15 protein-coding genes are annotated in these 16,292 nt (G+C 65.4%); 4 read left to right on the top strand and 11 right to left on the bottom strand.

Annotated features, from left to right (window positions below; genetic code table 11):
* Window positions 1–32: 32 nt before the first annotated feature.
* Both HBH1_RS12945 and HBH1_RS12940 read right to left on the bottom strand, forming a co-directional pair.
* Complete coding sequence (locus HBH1_RS12945; protein ID WP_102663079.1) at window positions 33–650, bottom strand: glutathione S-transferase family protein; 618 nt, start codon at window positions 648–650, stop codon at window positions 33–35.
* 223 nt (window positions 651–873) lie between these two features.
* Window positions 874–2,142, bottom strand: coding sequence for an MFS transporter (locus HBH1_RS12940; RefSeq protein WP_102663078.1), 1,269 nt, complete (start codon window positions 2,140–2,142; stop codon window positions 874–876).
* A gap of 79 nt (window positions 2,143–2,221) precedes the next feature.
* Between HBH1_RS12940 and HBH1_RS12935 the strand changes: the two genes are divergently transcribed.
* Together HBH1_RS12935 and HBH1_RS12930 are read left to right on the top strand one after the other, a co-directional pair.
* Window positions 2,222–3,271: an AraC family transcriptional regulator gene (locus tag HBH1_RS12935; protein WP_233207599.1), complete on the top strand. Its 1,050-nt coding sequence runs from the start codon at window positions 2,222–2,224 to the stop codon at window positions 3,269–3,271.
* A gap of 187 nt (window positions 3,272–3,458) precedes the next feature.
* Entirely contained in the window at window positions 3,459–4,670 is a 1,212-nt protein-coding gene (locus HBH1_RS12930) for a GGDEF domain-containing protein (RefSeq protein ID WP_102663076.1), read from the top strand.
* On the opposite strand, the gene HBH1_RS12925 is transcribed toward HBH1_RS12930, so the two are convergent.
* Window positions 4,645–5,748 (bottom strand): alpha/beta fold hydrolase, encoded by a 1,104-nt coding sequence (locus HBH1_RS12925; protein WP_102663075.1) that lies wholly within the window; start codon window positions 5,746–5,748, stop codon window positions 4,645–4,647. The genes HBH1_RS12930 and HBH1_RS12925 overlap by 26 nt on opposite strands.
* Before the next feature lie 257 nt (window positions 5,749–6,005).
* Here HBH1_RS12925 and HBH1_RS12920 point away from each other — a divergent pair, with 257 nt between their 5' ends.
* Complete coding sequence (locus HBH1_RS12920; RefSeq protein WP_006465163.1) at window positions 6,006–6,221, top strand: glycine zipper 2TM domain-containing protein; 216 nt, start codon at window positions 6,006–6,008, stop codon at window positions 6,219–6,221.
* Window positions 6,222–6,360: 139 nt separating this feature from the next.
* On the opposite strand, the gene HBH1_RS12915 is transcribed toward HBH1_RS12920, so the two are convergent.
* The 8 genes from HBH1_RS12915 to HBH1_RS12880 all read right to left on the bottom strand — a co-directional run bounded on the left by HBH1_RS12915 (window position 6,361) and on the right by HBH1_RS12880 (window position 15,105).
* Window positions 6,361–7,086, bottom strand: coding sequence for an SDR family oxidoreductase (locus HBH1_RS12915; RefSeq protein WP_102663074.1), 726 nt, complete (start codon window positions 7,084–7,086; stop codon window positions 6,361–6,363).
* A gap of 13 nt (window positions 7,087–7,099) precedes the next feature.
* Window positions 7,100–8,746 carry an FGGY-family carbohydrate kinase gene (locus tag HBH1_RS12910; protein WP_102663073.1) on the bottom strand — a complete coding sequence of 549 codons (1,647 nt, stop codon included), beginning with the start codon at window positions 8,744–8,746 and terminating at the stop codon, window positions 7,100–7,102.
* A gap of 61 nt (window positions 8,747–8,807) precedes the next feature.
* On the bottom strand, window positions 8,808–9,539 hold the full coding sequence (locus HBH1_RS12905; protein WP_102663072.1) for an SDR family oxidoreductase: 732 nt from the start codon (window positions 9,537–9,539) through the stop codon (window positions 8,808–8,810).
* 63 nt (window positions 9,540–9,602) lie between these two features.
* Window positions 9,603–10,619, bottom strand: a complete 1,017-nt coding sequence (locus tag HBH1_RS12900) for an ABC transporter permease (RefSeq protein WP_233207598.1) — start codon at window positions 10,617–10,619, stop codon at window positions 9,603–9,605.
* On the bottom strand, window positions 10,609–12,120 hold the full coding sequence (locus HBH1_RS12895) for a sugar ABC transporter ATP-binding protein (protein WP_102663071.1): 1,512 nt from the start codon (window positions 12,118–12,120) through the stop codon (window positions 10,609–10,611). Before HBH1_RS12895 ends, HBH1_RS12900 begins: the two co-directional genes overlap by 11 nt.
* A gap of 58 nt (window positions 12,121–12,178) precedes the next feature.
* The gene (locus HBH1_RS12890) at window positions 12,179–13,102 is read right to left on the bottom strand and encodes an ABC transporter substrate-binding protein (protein ID WP_199181580.1); all 924 of its coding nucleotides are present in this window, start codon (window positions 13,100–13,102) and stop codon (window positions 12,179–12,181) included.
* Window positions 13,103–13,297: 195 nt separating this feature from the next.
* Window positions 13,298–14,182 carry a helix-turn-helix domain-containing protein gene (locus tag HBH1_RS12885; RefSeq protein WP_102663070.1) on the bottom strand — a complete coding sequence of 295 codons (885 nt, stop codon included), beginning with the start codon at window positions 14,180–14,182 and terminating at the stop codon, window positions 13,298–13,300.
* A 221-nt stretch (window positions 14,183–14,403) separates the two neighbouring features.
* Window positions 14,404–15,105, bottom strand: a complete 702-nt coding sequence (locus HBH1_RS12880; protein WP_077236630.1) for an SDR family oxidoreductase — start codon at window positions 15,103–15,105, stop codon at window positions 14,404–14,406.
* Between the two features lie 187 nt (window positions 15,106–15,292).
* On the opposite strand from HBH1_RS12880, the gene HBH1_RS12875 reads away from it, so the two are divergent.
* Window positions 15,293–16,009, top strand: coding sequence for an MgtC/SapB family protein (locus HBH1_RS12875; RefSeq protein WP_102663069.1), 717 nt, complete (start codon window positions 15,293–15,295; stop codon window positions 16,007–16,009).
* Window positions 16,010–16,292 lie beyond the last annotated feature (283 nt).

The following is a 16,292-nucleotide window of genomic DNA, read 5'->3' as shown; positions in this document are numbered from 1 at the left end:
GTGGGTGGTCGGCTGATCGGTGGACTGGACGTTCAGGCCTTGGCGGTCAGGCCGGCCGGGGTCTGGATGAACGGCACGAAACCAGGCAAGGCTTCGATGCGCGCCAGGAAAGCGGTCACTGCCGGGTAGCCGCTCAGGTCGACATTGCCTTCCGGGGCGCGGGCCAGGTAGCTGTAGACGGCCACGTCGGCGACGGTGGGATGGTCGGTCGCCAGCCAGGTGCGCTGGCCCAGGTGCTGCTCCATGCGATTGAGCAGGACATGGGCGCGCTTGATCACTTCCTCGGCGTTGAAGGCAGCACCGAATACCGTCACCAGTCGCGCCGCCGCCGGGCCGTAGGCCAGTTCGCCGGCCGCCACCGACAACCAGCGCTGCACAGCCGCTGCGCCCTGCGCGTCTTCCGGCAGCCAGTCGCTGCGACCGGCTCTCTTGGCCAGGTAGATCAGGATGGCGTTGGAGTCGGCGATGACCACACCTTCATCTTCCAGCACCGGGACCTGACCGAAAGGGTTGAGGGCGAGGAAGGCCGGCTGGCGGTTGGCGCCGGCCATCAGGTCGACTTCGATCAGTTCGGCATCCAGGCCGAGCAGGGAGGCGAACAGGACGGCGCGGTGGGCGTGGCCGGACATGGGGTGGTGATGGATCTTCATGGGGTGGCTCCTGGTGGGTTAAGTCGGTCAGGACTTGTTCCTGAACCGTGAAGCCAGTGTGGGGCCAAGCGCGGATGAAGAGAATCCGTGCCGCGAGCACTTCTTTATTGCATGGGGAGGAATAATGCCGGGAGGGGTGCCGCTTCCGGTGCCAGAGGCCACCGGAAGCGGGGGGACAGCCAAGGAGGACGATCAGGCAGCTGGATCGTCCTAGAATACCAGCTCAGAAGTGGGCGTTGCCGGCCACCGCCGCGCCGCCGCCGCGGGGGCCGTAGCGCAGGGTCAGCAGCGTACCCAGGGTGATGGTGACCACCGCGAAGATCGGCCCACCCAGGGCGCCGACGTGATCCACCAGCACACCGCCACCGATGGCACCGCTGGCGATGGCGACCTGGAAGGCTGCTACCAGCAGGCCACCGGCACCTTCGGCATGGTCCGGAGCGGCCCGCACGATCCAGGTCTGGAAGCCGACCGGGAAGGCGCCAAAGGCAAAGCCCCACAGCGTGATGGCGATGGCTGCCACCACCGGCGAGCTGCCGGCCACCCACAGGGACGCCGCCAGCAGCGCAATCAGGGTACCGCCGGCCACGATGGCATAGCGCTCGCTGCGCTCGGCGATGAAACCGCCGGCAAAGTTACCGAAGAAGCCGCCCACGCCATAGCCCAGCAACACCGCCGAGATGGTGGCCACCGACATGTGGGTGATCTGCTCCATCAGCGGGCGGATATAGGTGAAGCCGGCAAAATGCCCCGACACCACCAGCAGTACCGCCAGCAGGGCCACCCGCACATCGGTGCGGCCCAGCAGTTCGGACAAGACCTTGAGGCTGGGGTGATCCTTGGGCGGCAGCCGGGGAATGGCGATCCACTGGATCGCGATGGCCACCAGGCTGACCACGCCAGCGGCCACGAAGGCGCTGCGCCAGCCCCACAGATTGCCCATGTAGGCACCGATGGGGGCGGCGCAGACGGTCGCCACCGAGACCCCGGTCAAGATCAGCGACATGGCACGGGCGAAGAGGCGTTCCGGCACCAGGCGCATGGCCAGGGCTGCCGCCATCGACCAGAAGCCGCCCAGCGCCACCCCCAGCAGGACCCGCGCCACCAGCAGCACCGGCAGGCTGGGCGCGGTCACGGCCAGGATGTTGGAGATCAGCAGCAGCAGCGAGAGCATCAGCACCACGCGCTTGCGGTCGATATTGCGGGTCAGCAGCGGGATGCTGGGTGCGGCCACGGCGCCGACGATGGCAGTGGCAGTGACGGCCTGGCCGGCGGCGCCGTCGGAGACGTGCAGGTCGGTGGCGATGGCCGTCAGCAGGCTGGCCGGCAGGAATTCGGCGGTGACCAGGCTGAAGACGCCGAGCGCCAGGCTGGCAATGCCGGCCCAGTTGGCGGGGGCCTCCTGCCCTGCTTCGTGGGCAGGAGGGGAAGCTGGGCGAGCCGGGGCCGACGTCTGGGTCAGCGGGGCCTCGAGGGTGCCGGGGTTGGACATGGAAATACCTTTCTTATCACAGGGAAGCGAAGTTTATGGTTAAATGTCTGGACTTTCCATGCCGATATTTCGCAATAAGATGACTATTCGTCCAAACTTGTCCGATATCCCCGAGACCCTTGCCGGGTTCCGTCCCGCGCCTGCCGTGCGCCAGCCCCATCAGGCTGATCCAGGCGATGCGCTGACCGAAATCCTGCTGGGCCTGCGGCTGGATGGCGTGGAATATGCGCGCTATGTGCTGCATGAGCCGTGGGCCGTGGCCTTTCGGGCGCGACGTGAGGCGACTTTCCATTTTGTCGCCCAGGGCAGTTGCTGGATGCAGGTCGGCCAGGATGACTGGCTGCAGCTCAATGCCGGCGATGCGGTGTTGCTGCCGCGGGGTTCACTGCATGCCCTGGCCAGCACGCCGGGACTGCCGACGGTGGAGATCGGCAAGCTGGCGCGCAAGGCGCTGGCGGAAAACCTGTTTCTGGTGGACGACAGCGCGCCAGGCCTGGCCGAGGTAGACCGGGCCAGTGCCGAAGCCGTCACGGCGGCGCCCTCGCATGTGCTGTTTTCCGGCACGCTGCGCTTCAATCTCGATCCGCTGCATCCGCTGTTGATGATGATGCCGGAGGCCATGCGCGCCTGCGACCTGGCCCAGCGCGACCCGGCGGTGCTGGCGCTGCTCGATGCGATGGAGCGCGAGGTGGTGCTCAACCGCATCGGCGCCTGCGGCATCCTGGCGCGCCTGGCCGATGTGCTGGCGGCCAGCATCATCCGGGGCTGGGTGGAATGCGCCTGCACCGATGCCAGCGGCTGGATCGCGGCGGTGCGCTGCCCGCAGATCGGGCGCGTGCTGGCGGCGGTGCACCAGCATCCGGAGCGCGACTGGTCGGTGGCCGAACTGGCGTCGCTGATGGGGGCCTCGCGATCGAGCTTCATCGAAAAGTTTTCCAGCGCGGTGGGCGAGACCCCGGCCAAGTATGTGGCCCGGGTGAAGATGTTCCAGGCGCGCCACTGGATCGCGCGCGACGGGCTGCGCGTGGCGGTGGTGGCCGAGCGCCTCGGCTACGATTCGGAAGCCTCCTTCAGCCGCGCCTTCAAGCGCATCATCGGTCACCCGCCCAGCCAGGCCCGGCTGGGCTGACCCTCCCCGCCGGCTGCGGCGTACTCAAGCGTTTTCCCCGGGACAATATTGCCCGGCAGGATGCTGCCGGCCAATCGCGCTCGCCCCCTTGTACGCCTCCATCCCCCTTCGCTATGATGGCCGCGGGGGAGCAGCGACTGCTCGACGATGGCTGGACGAAGCAAAGGGCCAAGCGCAAGGGGGCGCCATGCAACATGAGATCGTGCACGCGTTCGGGGCCGGGGTGTATTGCGTCTTCATCGCCCTGTTCCTGCTGGCATCAAGGATTCCACGCACCAATCCCGGCGCAAGCTGGTGGGCCGCAGCCATCGGCTGTGCGCTGGTGGCGCGCCTGAGTTTCCTGTTCCTGGCGCCGCTGAAAGATCCGGCCTTGTCCAATGTGGTCTATGGCAGTTTCACGATCCTGGAAAAGAGTTTCCTGGCGGTGGGCTTCGCACGCTTCTTCAAGGTCGGCATCCATCCCTGGCTGGTGGCGCTGGTCAGCGGTACGACCATGCTGTGGTTGCTGACCTCCTGGAGCGGGCTGCCGGTGCCGCTGATCCGCAGCCCCCTCTACGCCGCCTTCAACGTCTTCATCCTGGGCTATGTGCTGTGGTTCATCGTCAGGACCGAGCTGGATTGCCTGCCCCTGATCCGCCGTGTCATGGCCGCCGCCTTCGGCGCCCTGCTGCTGCACTGGGCATGCGGCGGGCCGATCGGCGCGCTCTATCCGAGCTGGCTGGACCATGGCTTCGTGCTGGGGACGGTATTGGCGGCTTTGCAGTACATGAGCCTGCTGGCGGCCATCCTCTCGCTGTTCCAGCGGCGGCTACTCAGCGCCGAGGCCAAGGCCTTGACGATGGCCTTCAAGGATCCGTTGACCGGGCTCTACAACAAGCATTTCATGAACAAGCTGTTCGATCAGGCTCTCTTGCTGGCCACCCGCCCCCATCATCTGGTGGCGGTGTACTACATCGACCTGGACAACTTCAAGCCGGTCAACGACAAGGCCGGGCATGCGGTCGGGGACAAGGTGCTCAAGTGCGTGGCCCAGCGCCTGAAGGAAGCCGTGCGCAGTACCGACATCTGCGCCCGCCTGGGAGGCGATGAATTCACCGTCATCGCCACCCAGCTGGAGCATCAGGAACAGGCCCCCGAAATCGCCCGCAAACTGCTGGCCAGGCTGGCCGCGCCCATCGAGGTGGGCGATCAGCAGTTCGTGCTGGGCGCCAGTATCGGCATCAGTCTCTATCCCAGCCACGGCAGCGACCTGTCGCTGCTGCTGGAGCAGGCCGATGCCGCCATGTATCACGTCAAGAGCAGCGGCAAGAGCGGCTTCCAGCTGCATGGTGCCAGCTGGAAGCCGTCCGCCGAATGCAAGGCCGAGGCGGCCGTCAACGCTGCGGCAAGGCCTGGATGAACTGTTCCAGTTCGCGCGCGTAGAACTTCGCCATGCCGGTGGTGCCATGGCCACGGGTCTCGGCGCTGGCCGGGATCAGCAGCAACTGCGCGCTCGGCACGTCCTTCAGGGCCGCCTGCAGGATGCCGGTCTCGGGCGGGTTGCGCTCGTCGTCGGCGGAGTTGATGGCCAGCACCGGCACCTTGATCTTGGACAGGCCGGGCGCGGCATTGTAGTCGGCCGACGAACCCCACTGGTAGATAAAGTCATTGGCATCGGCCGTTACCGGCGCGGCCAGGCGTTCGTCGACCAGCTTGTCGGCTTGTGCATGGGTGCCGGCCATGGCCTGGTAGGCCAGCGTGCCGCCATTGGTGGCAAAGACGAACATGTTGTTGGCCAGGCGCAGCGAGGGGGGCTGGGTGGTGTAGTTGCCATTGTTCCAGGCCGGGTCCTGCTTGATGGATTCCACCAGCATGCGCCGCATCATCCAGTTACGGCTGGCCATCTCGGTGGGCTGCGAGGCCATCGGCACCAGGCCGTCAGCAAAGCCGGGGTAGTTGCCGCCCCACAGCCAGGTCTGCATGCCGCCCATGGAATTGCCGATGATCAGGCGCAGGTGCTGCACGCCCATGCCTTCGGTGAGCATGCGGTATTGCGCCAATACCATGTCGGCATAGTTGTACTGCGGGAAGGCCGCGCGCAGGCCATCGGAAGGCTTGGTGGATTTGCCCACGCCGATGCCATCGGGAATGATGATGAAGTACTTGCTGGCATCCAGCGGCTGGCCGGGGCCGAACAACTGGCCGCCGAAATCCCTGGAGAGCATGGCCCCGGCGCTCTGGTAGGTCCCGTGCAGCACCAGCACCGCCGGCTTGCTGCGATCGCCCAGGGTGACGTAGTGCAGGCGCAGGTTTTCCAGCGTCTGGCCGGTGTGGAACTGGAAGCTCGGGGCGACCCAGCTGCCTTCCACCGGCTTGGGCGGCTGGGCCGCGTGGCTGGGTGCGGCGCCCAGCAGCAGGCTGGCCGAGGTGAGGGTGATGGTCAGCGTGTGAGTGAAAAGCAGGCCGGCGGCCCGGCGCAAACGGGAGGTCAATCGCATGAGGTCTCTCTCTGGTCGGTGTGGTTTTGGATGTTTTTGGATTTTCTATTTTGATAACTTTTTTGCCCGCCCGCACAATTGTCGCCATGTCGGGCAGGCCCGAGTATGTAACAACTGTAAGAGAAGTTGTGAAAGCTCGAATTTTTTCTAGCCCAAGCTGGTCTATTGCAGTACCGGCGACGCGGGCGAAGCAATAGTTGATGCGCGAGCCGGTCCCCCAAAACAAGGAACCAACCTTCACGATCAGGAAAAAAATCATGAAAACTCTACACAAGATCGCAGCCATTTCCGTCACTGCCATTGCGCTGACCGCCATGACCGGCTGCAGCAACATGAGCACCCGAGACAAGAACACCGCCATCGGCGCCACCGTCGGTGCCGTGGGCGGCGCCATCCTGACCGGTGGCAGCGGCATCGGCACTGCCGGTGGCGCAGCCGTCGGCGGCGTGATCGGCCACCAGATCGGTCGCTGATCTCACACCAGACGGGCAGCGGTGCTGACGCTGCCGGCTGAAAGCACAAAAAGCACAAAGGGGCGACCGGTTGGTCGCCCCTTTTGCATGGATAGTGCCCCGAGACGGCATTAACGCTGCACTGGCGCTGTATTCACCACTAGACCGCCAGGAATCCCCCATCCACCGGCAGCACCACCCCCGTCAACATGGCGGCATCGCCCGAGAGCAGCATGGCGATGCTGCGCGCCACCTCCTCGGCCGAGGCGAAGCGGCCCAGGGGATGGCGCGCCATCATTGGGGCCGATTTGGCTGGATCGCTCCAGGCGGCTTCGGCCAGTTCCGTCAGGGTAATGGTAGGGGCCACCGCATTGACGCGGATGCCGTGCGGCCCCAGTTCCCTGGCCAGGACCCGGGTCGCGCCCTCCAGACCGGCCTTGGAGGCCGCGTAGCAGAGATGCTCGGCAAAGCCGCGATGGCCGGCAATCGAAGTGATATTGACGATGGCCCCACCACCGCCGGCGGCGATGCGCTCACGGGCGAAGGCCTGGCAGGTGACGAGGGCGGCGCGCAGGTTCACGCCCAGGATCGCTTCATAGGCCCGGTCACTCATCTCGGTACTCGATTGCAGAATGTTGATGCCGGCGCTGTTGATCAGATAATCGGCGCGGCCTGCCTGCGCCATGGCATGCCGGGCGGCGGCCGGGTCGGCCAGGTCGACCTGCACGGAACGCGAGCCGATTTCCTCGCGCAGGCTGTCCAGGTCGCTGGCGGTACGCGAGAGCGCGATCACCTCGGCGCCGCGCTGCGCCATCAGGCGCGCGCAGGCCCGGCCGATGCCCTTGCCGGCGCCGGTGATGATGACCGATGTTCCTGCAAATTCCATGACGTGCTCCTGTTCAATGTCGCTGCCCGGCCTGCGCGGCCAGCAGCGGCGCCAGGCTGTCGCGCGACGCGCGCGCCAGTTGCTGGCTGTTGAGGAAGACCTGGTAGCGCGCCGCATGCAGCCGCGCAATGTCGCCACCGGCGGCCTGCTCGCGCCCGGCGACGCTGGACATGGCCGACATGGCGCAGCGCAGGTCGGCATAGGTGCCAGCGGCCACCGCCGCCAGCATGGCCGAGCCCAGCAGCACCGGTTCCGGACAGGCGGTGATCTCCACCGGCAGGCCAGTGGTGTCGGCCAGCAACTGGCGTGTCAGCGCATGGGTGCCGGCGCCGCCCGATACCGAGATGCTGGCGATACGCAAACCCCGCGCCGCCTGGGCTTCGATGATCTGTCGCAGGCCATATCCCAGGCTGCACAGGCCGGCCACATAGAGCGCCACCAGGCTGTCGATGTCCTGCTCCATACCCAGGCCCAGCAACAGCGCCCGGGCCTGCGGGTCGGCCAGTGGCGAGCGGTTGCCCAGGAACTCCGGCACCACGTTGATCTGCCCGGCCAGCCAGGCTGCCTGCGAGGGATGCGCCACCACCTGCAAGGCACGCTGTGCCAGCCATTGCGGCAGTTCCATCTGCTCGGCGGCAGCCTGCTGGCGCGCCTGCGGCTCGGCCGGGTGCAGTCGCAGCAAGTGGTCGATGGCGGCGCCGGCGGCCGACTGTCCGCCTTCGTTCAACCACATGCCCGGTGCCATGGCGTTGTAGTACGGCCCCCAGACGCCAGGGACGAAGACCGGTTCGGCATGGCTGGTCATGGTGCAGGACGAGGTACCGAACACATAGGCCATGCAGGCCGCCGCATCCTCGGCGCCGCCGCGTGCGGCCACCGTGCCGATGCCGCCCGCATGGGCGTCGATCAGCCCCGCCGCCACCGCGATACCGGGTCGCAACTGCAGCGCCTGCGCAGCCTGCGCGCTGAGGCCGCCGCGCAAGGCCGTACCGGGCCAGACCACTTCCTGGCCGATGCGGACAAAGCCGTCGTCGGCCAGGTCGCCCAGGCCGATGCTTCGGAAATAATCGGCATCCCAGCGACCTTCGTGGGCCAGGTAGGTCCATTTGCAGGTCACCGTACAGGACGAGCGCTGCAGCGAACCGGTGGCTTTCCAGGTGAGGAAATCGGTGAGGTCGAAGAATTGCGCGGCGCTGTGATAGACCTCGGGCAGTTGTTCCTTCAGCCATAGCAGCTTGGGGGTTTCCATCTCGGGCGAGATCACGCCGCCCACATAGGACAGCACCGCATGCCCGCCGGCATTGATGCGCTGCGCCTGCTCCAGTGCGCGGTGATCCATCCAGACGATGACGTCGCGTTCGGGATGGTCGGGGTCACCCACGCCACCCCGAGCGCCCTGCACCACCAGCGAACAGGTGGCGTCGAAGCCGATACCGCTGACCGCTGCCGGATCGATGTCGGCCCGCGCCACCGCCGCCCGCACGGCCTGGCAGACCGCCTTCCAGATCTGGGTGCTGGATTGTTCGACGCGCGCCCGGCGCTCGTCGCGAAAGAGCGCAATGTCATGCCGGGCACTGGCCAGCAGCCTGCCGTCACGCCGGAATACGCCGGCCCGGGCAGAGCCGGTGCCGACATCGATGCCGATCAGATAGGTCTCCATCTTTCCTCGCTGTTCTCGCTGCTGTCTCTGTTCGTCGGGACCTGAACACCACCTGCCCTGTTCATACCCGGTCGAAATTGGTGGGGAGAACGAGCATATCGCGGATGGTCACATTGCGGCTGCGGGTGAGCATGTACTCGACCGCATCGGCCACCTCGGCGGGCTCGATCAGGCTGCCGGACTCCTTGGCCTTGCGCAGGTTTTCCTCCGGCCAGTCGGCCAGCAGGGCCGAGATGACCGGCCCCGGTGAGACCTGTCCCACCCGCACGCCATGCGGGATCATCTGACGTCGCATGGTCTGCACGAAGCAGGTAATGGCCCACTTTGAACCGGCATAGACCGGCTCCCAATAGGTCGGGAAGTGACCAGCCACCGAGCAGGTGACAATGATGTCGCCGCTCTTGCGGGCCATCATGTGAGGCGCGACCGCATGGACGTTCTTCATGACCGCGTTGACGTTGAGATTGAGCATGCGGTCGATGGCCTCGGCGGTGGTATCCACCAGGTCGCCGCCGATGTAGGTACCGGCATTGCAATGGAGGATGTCGATGTGCGCGACCTTTTGCAGGATCTCCGGCACCATGGCCGCGCAACTGTCGGCGTCCAGCAGATTGGTCACCTGCGGGACGGCCTGCGGACCGAGGCGAGCGGCGAGTTCGTCGAGGGCCTTGGCGTTCCAGTCCACCATGACCACGGTCACGCCGTTGGCCAGCAATTTTTCGGTGGTGGCCAGGCCGATGCCGGAGGCCGCGCCGGTGATGACGGCGATCTTGCCAGCCAGGGATTGCGTCATGTCTATCTCCTTAGGTTGAATGAGAGGGCTGAAAAGAGGAATCAAAAACAGCGATGGAAGGACTCAGCGCCATTCCCGTGCGATATAGATGGCCAGCAGGATGATCACGCCCCGGATGATGTCCTGCAGGTAGGGATTGATGCCCATCAGGTTCAGGCCGTTGTTGAGGATGCCCAGCAACACCGCGCCGATCAGGGTCCCCAGCACCAGCCCGCGACCGCCCGCAATGGCGGTGCCACCCAGCACCACGGCGGCAATCGCATCGAGCTCGAAGCCGACACCGGCGTTGGGTTGGCCGGACATCAGGCGCCCGGTCAGGATGATGGCCGCCAGACCCGAGGTGAAACCGGAGATCGCATACACCGCCAGCTTGATGCGTGCCGTCTTCACGCCCGACAGGCGCGCCGCCATCTCGTTGCCGCCGATGGCATAGACGTGGCGCCCGAACGGCGTGCGTTGCAACAGCACCCAGGCCAGTGCATAGACCAGCAGCATGAGGATCACCGGCACCGGGATCGGGCCGATGCGCCCCACCCCGAACCAGGCAATCCAGCCCGGCAGACCCGAGATCGGGTAGCCCCCCGAATAGATCAGCCCGACGCCGCGCGCCACGCCCATGGTGGCGAGCGTGACGATGATGGCCGGCATGCGCCCCCAGGCCACCAATACTCCGTTGAGCAAGCCGATACCCACCGCCAGTGCCACCCCGGCCAGCAGGGCCGCCGGTGCGGGCAGGCCGCTGTTGACGATCAGTCCGGCCGACAGCGTGCCGGCCAGGGCCATGGCCGCGCCAACCGACAGGTCGATGCCGCCGGTGAGGATCACGAAGCTCATGCCCACGGCCAGGATGCCGACGATGGATACCTGCCGCAGCACATTGAGCCAGTTGGAGACGGTGAAGAAGTTGTCCGAGGCCAGGCCCATCAGGAGCGACACCACCACCAGTCCGGCCAGCGGCAGCGCCAGTGGCGAATGGACCAGGGCGCGCCAGCGAACCCGGGAAGAAGCATGTGCCGGGGTGGCGTCGCTTGGGATTGCATGTGCGTTGGCATTTGCGTTTGCGTTTGAGTCAGGCTGCATGATGGAGTCTCCCCGTGGTGGCATGGGTCATGATCTCTTCGGCATTGACGGCCTCGCCTTCGAGGGTGGCGACGATGCCGCCGCCCTTGAAGACGCAGACCCGGTCGGACATGCCGACCACCTCCGGCAACTCGGAAGAGATCATGATGATGGAATGGCCTTGCGCAGTGAATTGGCGCATGAGCTGGTAGATTTCGGCCTTGGCGCCGACATCGATACCCCGCGTGGGCTCGTCGAAGATCAGCACCTGCATGTCGTGGTTGATCCAGCGTGCAATCACCACCTTCTGCTGGTTGCCGCCGGACAGCGTATCGACCCGCGCTGCCGCATCCGTCGCCTTGACCCGCACCCGCTGCATGGCCGCCCGGGTGACCTCGGCTTCACGCCGGCGATCCAGAAACAACCCGCCCAGTTCATACTTGCCGTAGTTGTTCAGCGAGATGTTATGCAGGATGGGGAAACTGGTGATGAGTCCCTGCTCCTTGCGACTTTCCGGCAGCAGACCGATACCGGCCTGCAGGGCCGCGGCCGGATCGGCCAGGCGCAGCGGCACGCCGTGCATGGAGAGCTTGCAGGTCAGCGCGGGATGCGCGCCCAGCATGGCCAGCACGGTCTCGCTGCGGCCGGAACCGACCAGGCCGGCAAAGCCGAGTATCTCGCCGCGCCGCAACTGGAAGCGCGACACAGGACTGTGACGTCGGAGCTGCAATGCATGCACATCCAGCAGCACCTCCTGGGCGGTTGCTCCGGATTGCGTGAGTGGTTTGGGCGGAAAGCAGTTCTCGATGCGGCGTCCCACCATCATTTCCACCAGTCGTGCCTGGTCCACCTCGGCGACCGCGCAGCTGCCGACGTAGGCACCATCGCGCAGGACGGTGATGCGGTCGCCGATCTCGAAGATTTCTTCCAGATGGTGCGAGATGAAGATGATCGCCACTCCCTGCTCGCGCAGGCCGCGCATGACCTTGAACAGATGCGCGACTTCCGCCGGCGTCAGCGTGGCGGTCGGTTCATCCAGTACCAGGATACGAGCCTCCAGCGCCAGCGCCTTGGCGATTTCCACGAACTGCTGCTGCGCCACCGAGAGCTTGCAGACAGGGACTTCCAACGGGATATCCACACCCAGTTGCGCGATGATCTGCGCAGCCCGGCGCCGCATGGCGGTCCGCTTGAGCAGGCCCAGCGGGCTGCGCAATTCGCGCGCCAGGAACATGTTGTCCACCGCGTCCAGGTAGGGGATGAGCGAAAACTCCTGGAACACCACGCCGATGCCGGCGGCGATGGCCTGGTCGTAGCTGGCAAAGCGACAGACCTGGCCGCCGATGCGGATTTCACCTGCATCCGGCGTGACGATGCCGCACAGGATCTTCATCAGCGTGGACTTGCCGGCGCCGTTCTCACCCAGCAGCGCGTGGACCTCGCCGGCCTTGACCGCCAGCTCGACGCCGCGCAGCACCGTCACCGGGCCGAAGTGCTTCTTGATACCAGTCAGTTGGAGCATGGCTGCCTCCATCAAGGGAAAGAAAGGCGCGCACGCGCAAGCGCGGCGCGCCGACGGCTTACCAGCTGAAACCTGCGGCGTTCTTCCTGGTCACCGGCATGACGTCGATGGGGACTTCCTTGGGCACTACGCGTGCGCCCCACTTCTTGGCCAACGCCATGGCCAGGCCCACCCGCACCTGGTCACGCGGGAACTGCGCCGTGGTCTCGATGAAAGGGCCGCCGTCGGCGATGGCCTTGATCGCCTCCGGCGCGCCATCCACCGAGGTCAGCTTGATGTCCTTGCCGCTGCCCTGGATGGCGGCCAGCGCACCCATGGCACCACCGTCGTTGACGGAGAAGATGCCCTTCAGGTTGGGCTTGGACTGGATCATGTTCTCCACCACACCCAGCGCAACCGAGCGGTCCTGGCGGCCGTTCTGTTTGTCCACCAGCTTGATGTCCTTGTATTCCGCCAGGGCCTGCCTGCAACCCTCCACGCGCTGCAGGATCGGGACCACCGGGATGCCGTCGAGGATGGCCACTTCCCCCTTGCCACCGATGGCATCGGCCAGCGCACGGCAGGACTGGTAGCCGGCGTCCTTGTTCTTGGAACCGACGAACATGTCCACCGGACCAGCGGCGTTGGCATCGACCGCCACCACGATCACATTGCGCGCCTTGGCGGCCTTCACCGCGGCCTCCACCCCGGCCGAGTCGGTGGGATTGATGAGCAGGATGTCGATGTTCTGCTGCAGCATGTCTTCGATGTCGGCGAGCTGCTTGGCCACGTTGTGGGCGGCATCGGTGACGATGACCTTGGCGCCGAAGGACTTGGCGGCGTCGTCCAGGGCCTTCTTCATGGAGACGAAATAGGGGTTGTTCATTTCCTGGAAGCTCATGCCGATCTTGAGCTTGCCCAGTTCCTGAGCGCTTGCCGGGGTGGTGCCGAAGCTGGCCAGGATGGCGCCGGTCAAGGCCAGGCTTCTCAGTGCTTTATTCATTGCAGTCTCCATTGTTGTTGGTCGTGTACTTGCTTGCGGATGGCGTTCGGATTGCTCTTGCGGGCGACAGGCAATGCCTGTCCTGTTCCGGAAAGCGGAGGCTTTCCTGAATGCTGTGATTGCTGCCTTGAATGTGTTCGCGGATGAAGATGTCGAGCCGGGAAAACCTGCTCCGTAGCTCAGCCGCCGCCCTGACTATCCGGTCGCGGCAAAGAGGCTGTTGGTGGCAAAGGTGTTGCGAAATGCCGAGGGCGACATGCCCTTGATGCGGTGGAAATGACGGTTGAAATTGGACAGGTTGGAAAAACCGGTCTCGTAGCAGATGTCGGTGATGCGTGCCTCCGGCCGCGTCAGCAGGGCCAGGCAGGCGAGATCGACGCGCAACTGGTTCTTGTAGCGCACGAGCGTGGTGCCGGTATGGCGCTTGAAGGCCCGCGAGAAGCTGCTCGGGTGCTGGCCTACCATGTCGGCCAGATCCTGCTCGCCGATGTCGTCGGTCAAGTGTTCGCGCAGGTAGGCGATGGCGCGGTTAAGGCCGCTGCCCTGCATGTCCGACAGGTCCAGCTTATAGGACAGGCTGGCCAGCACCTCCGGCTCGGGGGCATTGGCCAGCACGTCGAGGATGTCCCAAAACAGGGCCAGGCGCTTCAAGCCACGCTGGTCGATGAGGCGCTGCATCAGCGGGCGCACGGTGTCGCTGGTGGCCTGGTCGAACAGCAGGCCGCGATGGCTGCGCTCCAGCAGCGGCATGATGGCTTCCATCTCGGCAATGCCGGCCGCGCACTGGTCCACCAGTTGCGCGGGAAACTGGATCACCAGCGAGCGCACCGGCACCACTTCGTCGCGGGCGATATCGGAAATCCAGTTCTGTGGAAGATTGGGGCCGGTCATGACCAGTTGCCCCGGAGCAAAGTCCCCGATGTGGTCGCCCACATAGAAGCGGCCGCGGGTGGCCACCACCAGATGGATTTCGTATTCGGGATGGTAATGCCAACGCACGGTACGGAAAGGGTAGCCGTGCATCCAGGCCGCAAAGGATTCGCCCTTGCGGATATGGACCAGTTCCAGGTCGGGTTGCATCGTGTCTCCTCTCAATCGAGAGCATTTTCTTTATCGAAACTGGCAACTCGAAGTTGGCAGTTTCTGTCATTGACCGCATCTTAGTACCCGCCCGGCGGGGCTTCTACATCACCAGCGCCGGACGACCGATACTTTTTTGCAGGAAACAACAGAAAGAATGAAAAACGATGCAGTGCAGCACCCGCCATGGTCCGCATACGCGGCCATGGCGGGCAGCGCCCTCAGACCGAACGCATCAGCCCGCCATCGACCCTGAGGTTCTGGCCGGTGATGTAACCTGCGCCGGGCGAGGCCAGGAAGGCGATGGTGGCCGCCACTTCGTCGCTGGTGCCGTAGCGCTGCATGGGCACGCCGGCGCGGCGCTCTTCGCGTTGCGGCAGGCTGTCGATCCAGCCTGGCAGGACGTTGTTGATGCGGATGTTGTCAGGGGCGTACTTGTCGGCGAAGAGTTTGGTGAAGGCGGCCAGGCCAGCGCGGAACACCGCCGAGGTCGGGAACATGTCGGACGGCTCGAAGGCCCAGGCCGAGGAAATGTTGATGATGGCGCCACCGCCGGCCTGCTGCATCAGCGGCGTGACCAGGCGCGTGGGGCGGATCACGTTGAGCAGGTAGGTATCCATGCCGCGATGCCAGTCCTCGTCGGTGATGTCGAGAATGGGCGCGCGCGGGCCGTGGCCGGCGCTGTTGACCAGCACATCGACGCGGCCCCAGCGTTGCACGGCCAGGTCCACCAGGCGCTGCAGGTCGTCCACCGACTGGTTGGAACCGGTCACGCCGATGCCGCCCAGTTCGGCGGCCAGCGCCTCGCCCTTGCCGGATGACGAAAGAATGCCAACCTGGAAACCGTCGGCCGCCAGGCGACGCGCCGCGGCGGCGCCCATGCCGCTGCCGGCGGCGGTGATCAGGGCTACTTTGCTGCTCATGGAAACTCCTTGTGGATAAGTCATCTTGCTGCCCGAGAAGGCGGAACCCCGGATTGTAGGCCTTGCCGGCCGCGCTTGCAGCGTATACGCCCGGTCCGTTTGTCACGCGCCTGTTGCATTTGTCCGGCATCATCGCGCACCATTGCGCAGCGGCCCTGCCCTTCCACATCGTCCAGACCTGATCTCCATGCAAATTCTCGCCAACATCAATCTCGCTTCCCTGCTCGATACCCTCATCAGCCTGACCGCGGCCTTCATCCTGGGCGGTCTGATCGGGCTGGAACGCCAGTACCGGCAACGCACTGCCGGTCTGCGCACCAATGTGTTGGTGGCACTGGGTGCGGCGGTCTTCGTGGACATGGCCAATCGCATGGGCGGCCATGAGGGCGCGGTGCATGTGGTGGCCTATGTGGTGTCGGGGGTGGGCTTCCTGGGCGCGGGCGTGATCATGCGCGAGGAAGGCAATGTGCGCGGCATCAATACCGCCGCGACCTTGTGGGGCTCAGCGGCGGTGGGGGCGGCGGCGGGCGCCGACCTGCTCCTGGAGGCGATCCTGGCGACCGTCTTCGTGCTGGCGGCCAATACGCTGTTGCGTCCGGTGGTCAATACCATCAACCGCAAGCCGCTGGATGTGCCGTCGGTGGAAGTGACCAACACCCTGCACCTGATCGTGGAGAGCGAGCACCAGAAGCGTGTGCTGGCTGCCGTGACCGACATGCTGGAGCAGAGCCGCTATCCCCTGCACGACCTGGAGGTGCGGCCCTTTGCCGAAGACGAGGTGGAAATCGAGGCGACCCTGGCGGCCACCTCGGTCAATGGCGACGAACTGGACGCGCTGATCGAGCGCCTGCTGGCCCTGCCGGCGGTGAAGCAGGCATTCTGGAGCCCCAGCACCACCGACTGACCTGCGCTACCGGGCTGGCGGGCGGAACTGTTTCAATTGAAATCCGGGGGTGGTTTCCTGCAATCGACCTGTAATGGCTCGACGGCATGATGACTACATGGCCAGACGCAAACCGCTGACGGCATCAACCCAAGGAGAACAACATGCCCATCCTGCCCATGCTTGCCGAAGGCGCCCTGTACATCGCCGGTCTGATCTCTGCAGCCTCGCCGTTCTGGCAATAAACCGAAGGAGAATCACATGCCCATCCTGCCCATGCTCGCCGAAGGCGCCCTGTACATCG

Source organism: Herbaspirillum sp. BH-1 (genome assembly GCF_002870055.1).
GTDB classification, from domain to species: Bacteria; Pseudomonadota; Gammaproteobacteria; order Burkholderiales; family Burkholderiaceae_D; genus Herbaspirillum; species Herbaspirillum frisingense.
The sequence above is the reverse complement of the archived record's forward strand: the minus strand, read 5'-3'. Positions and strand labels throughout refer to the sequence as shown.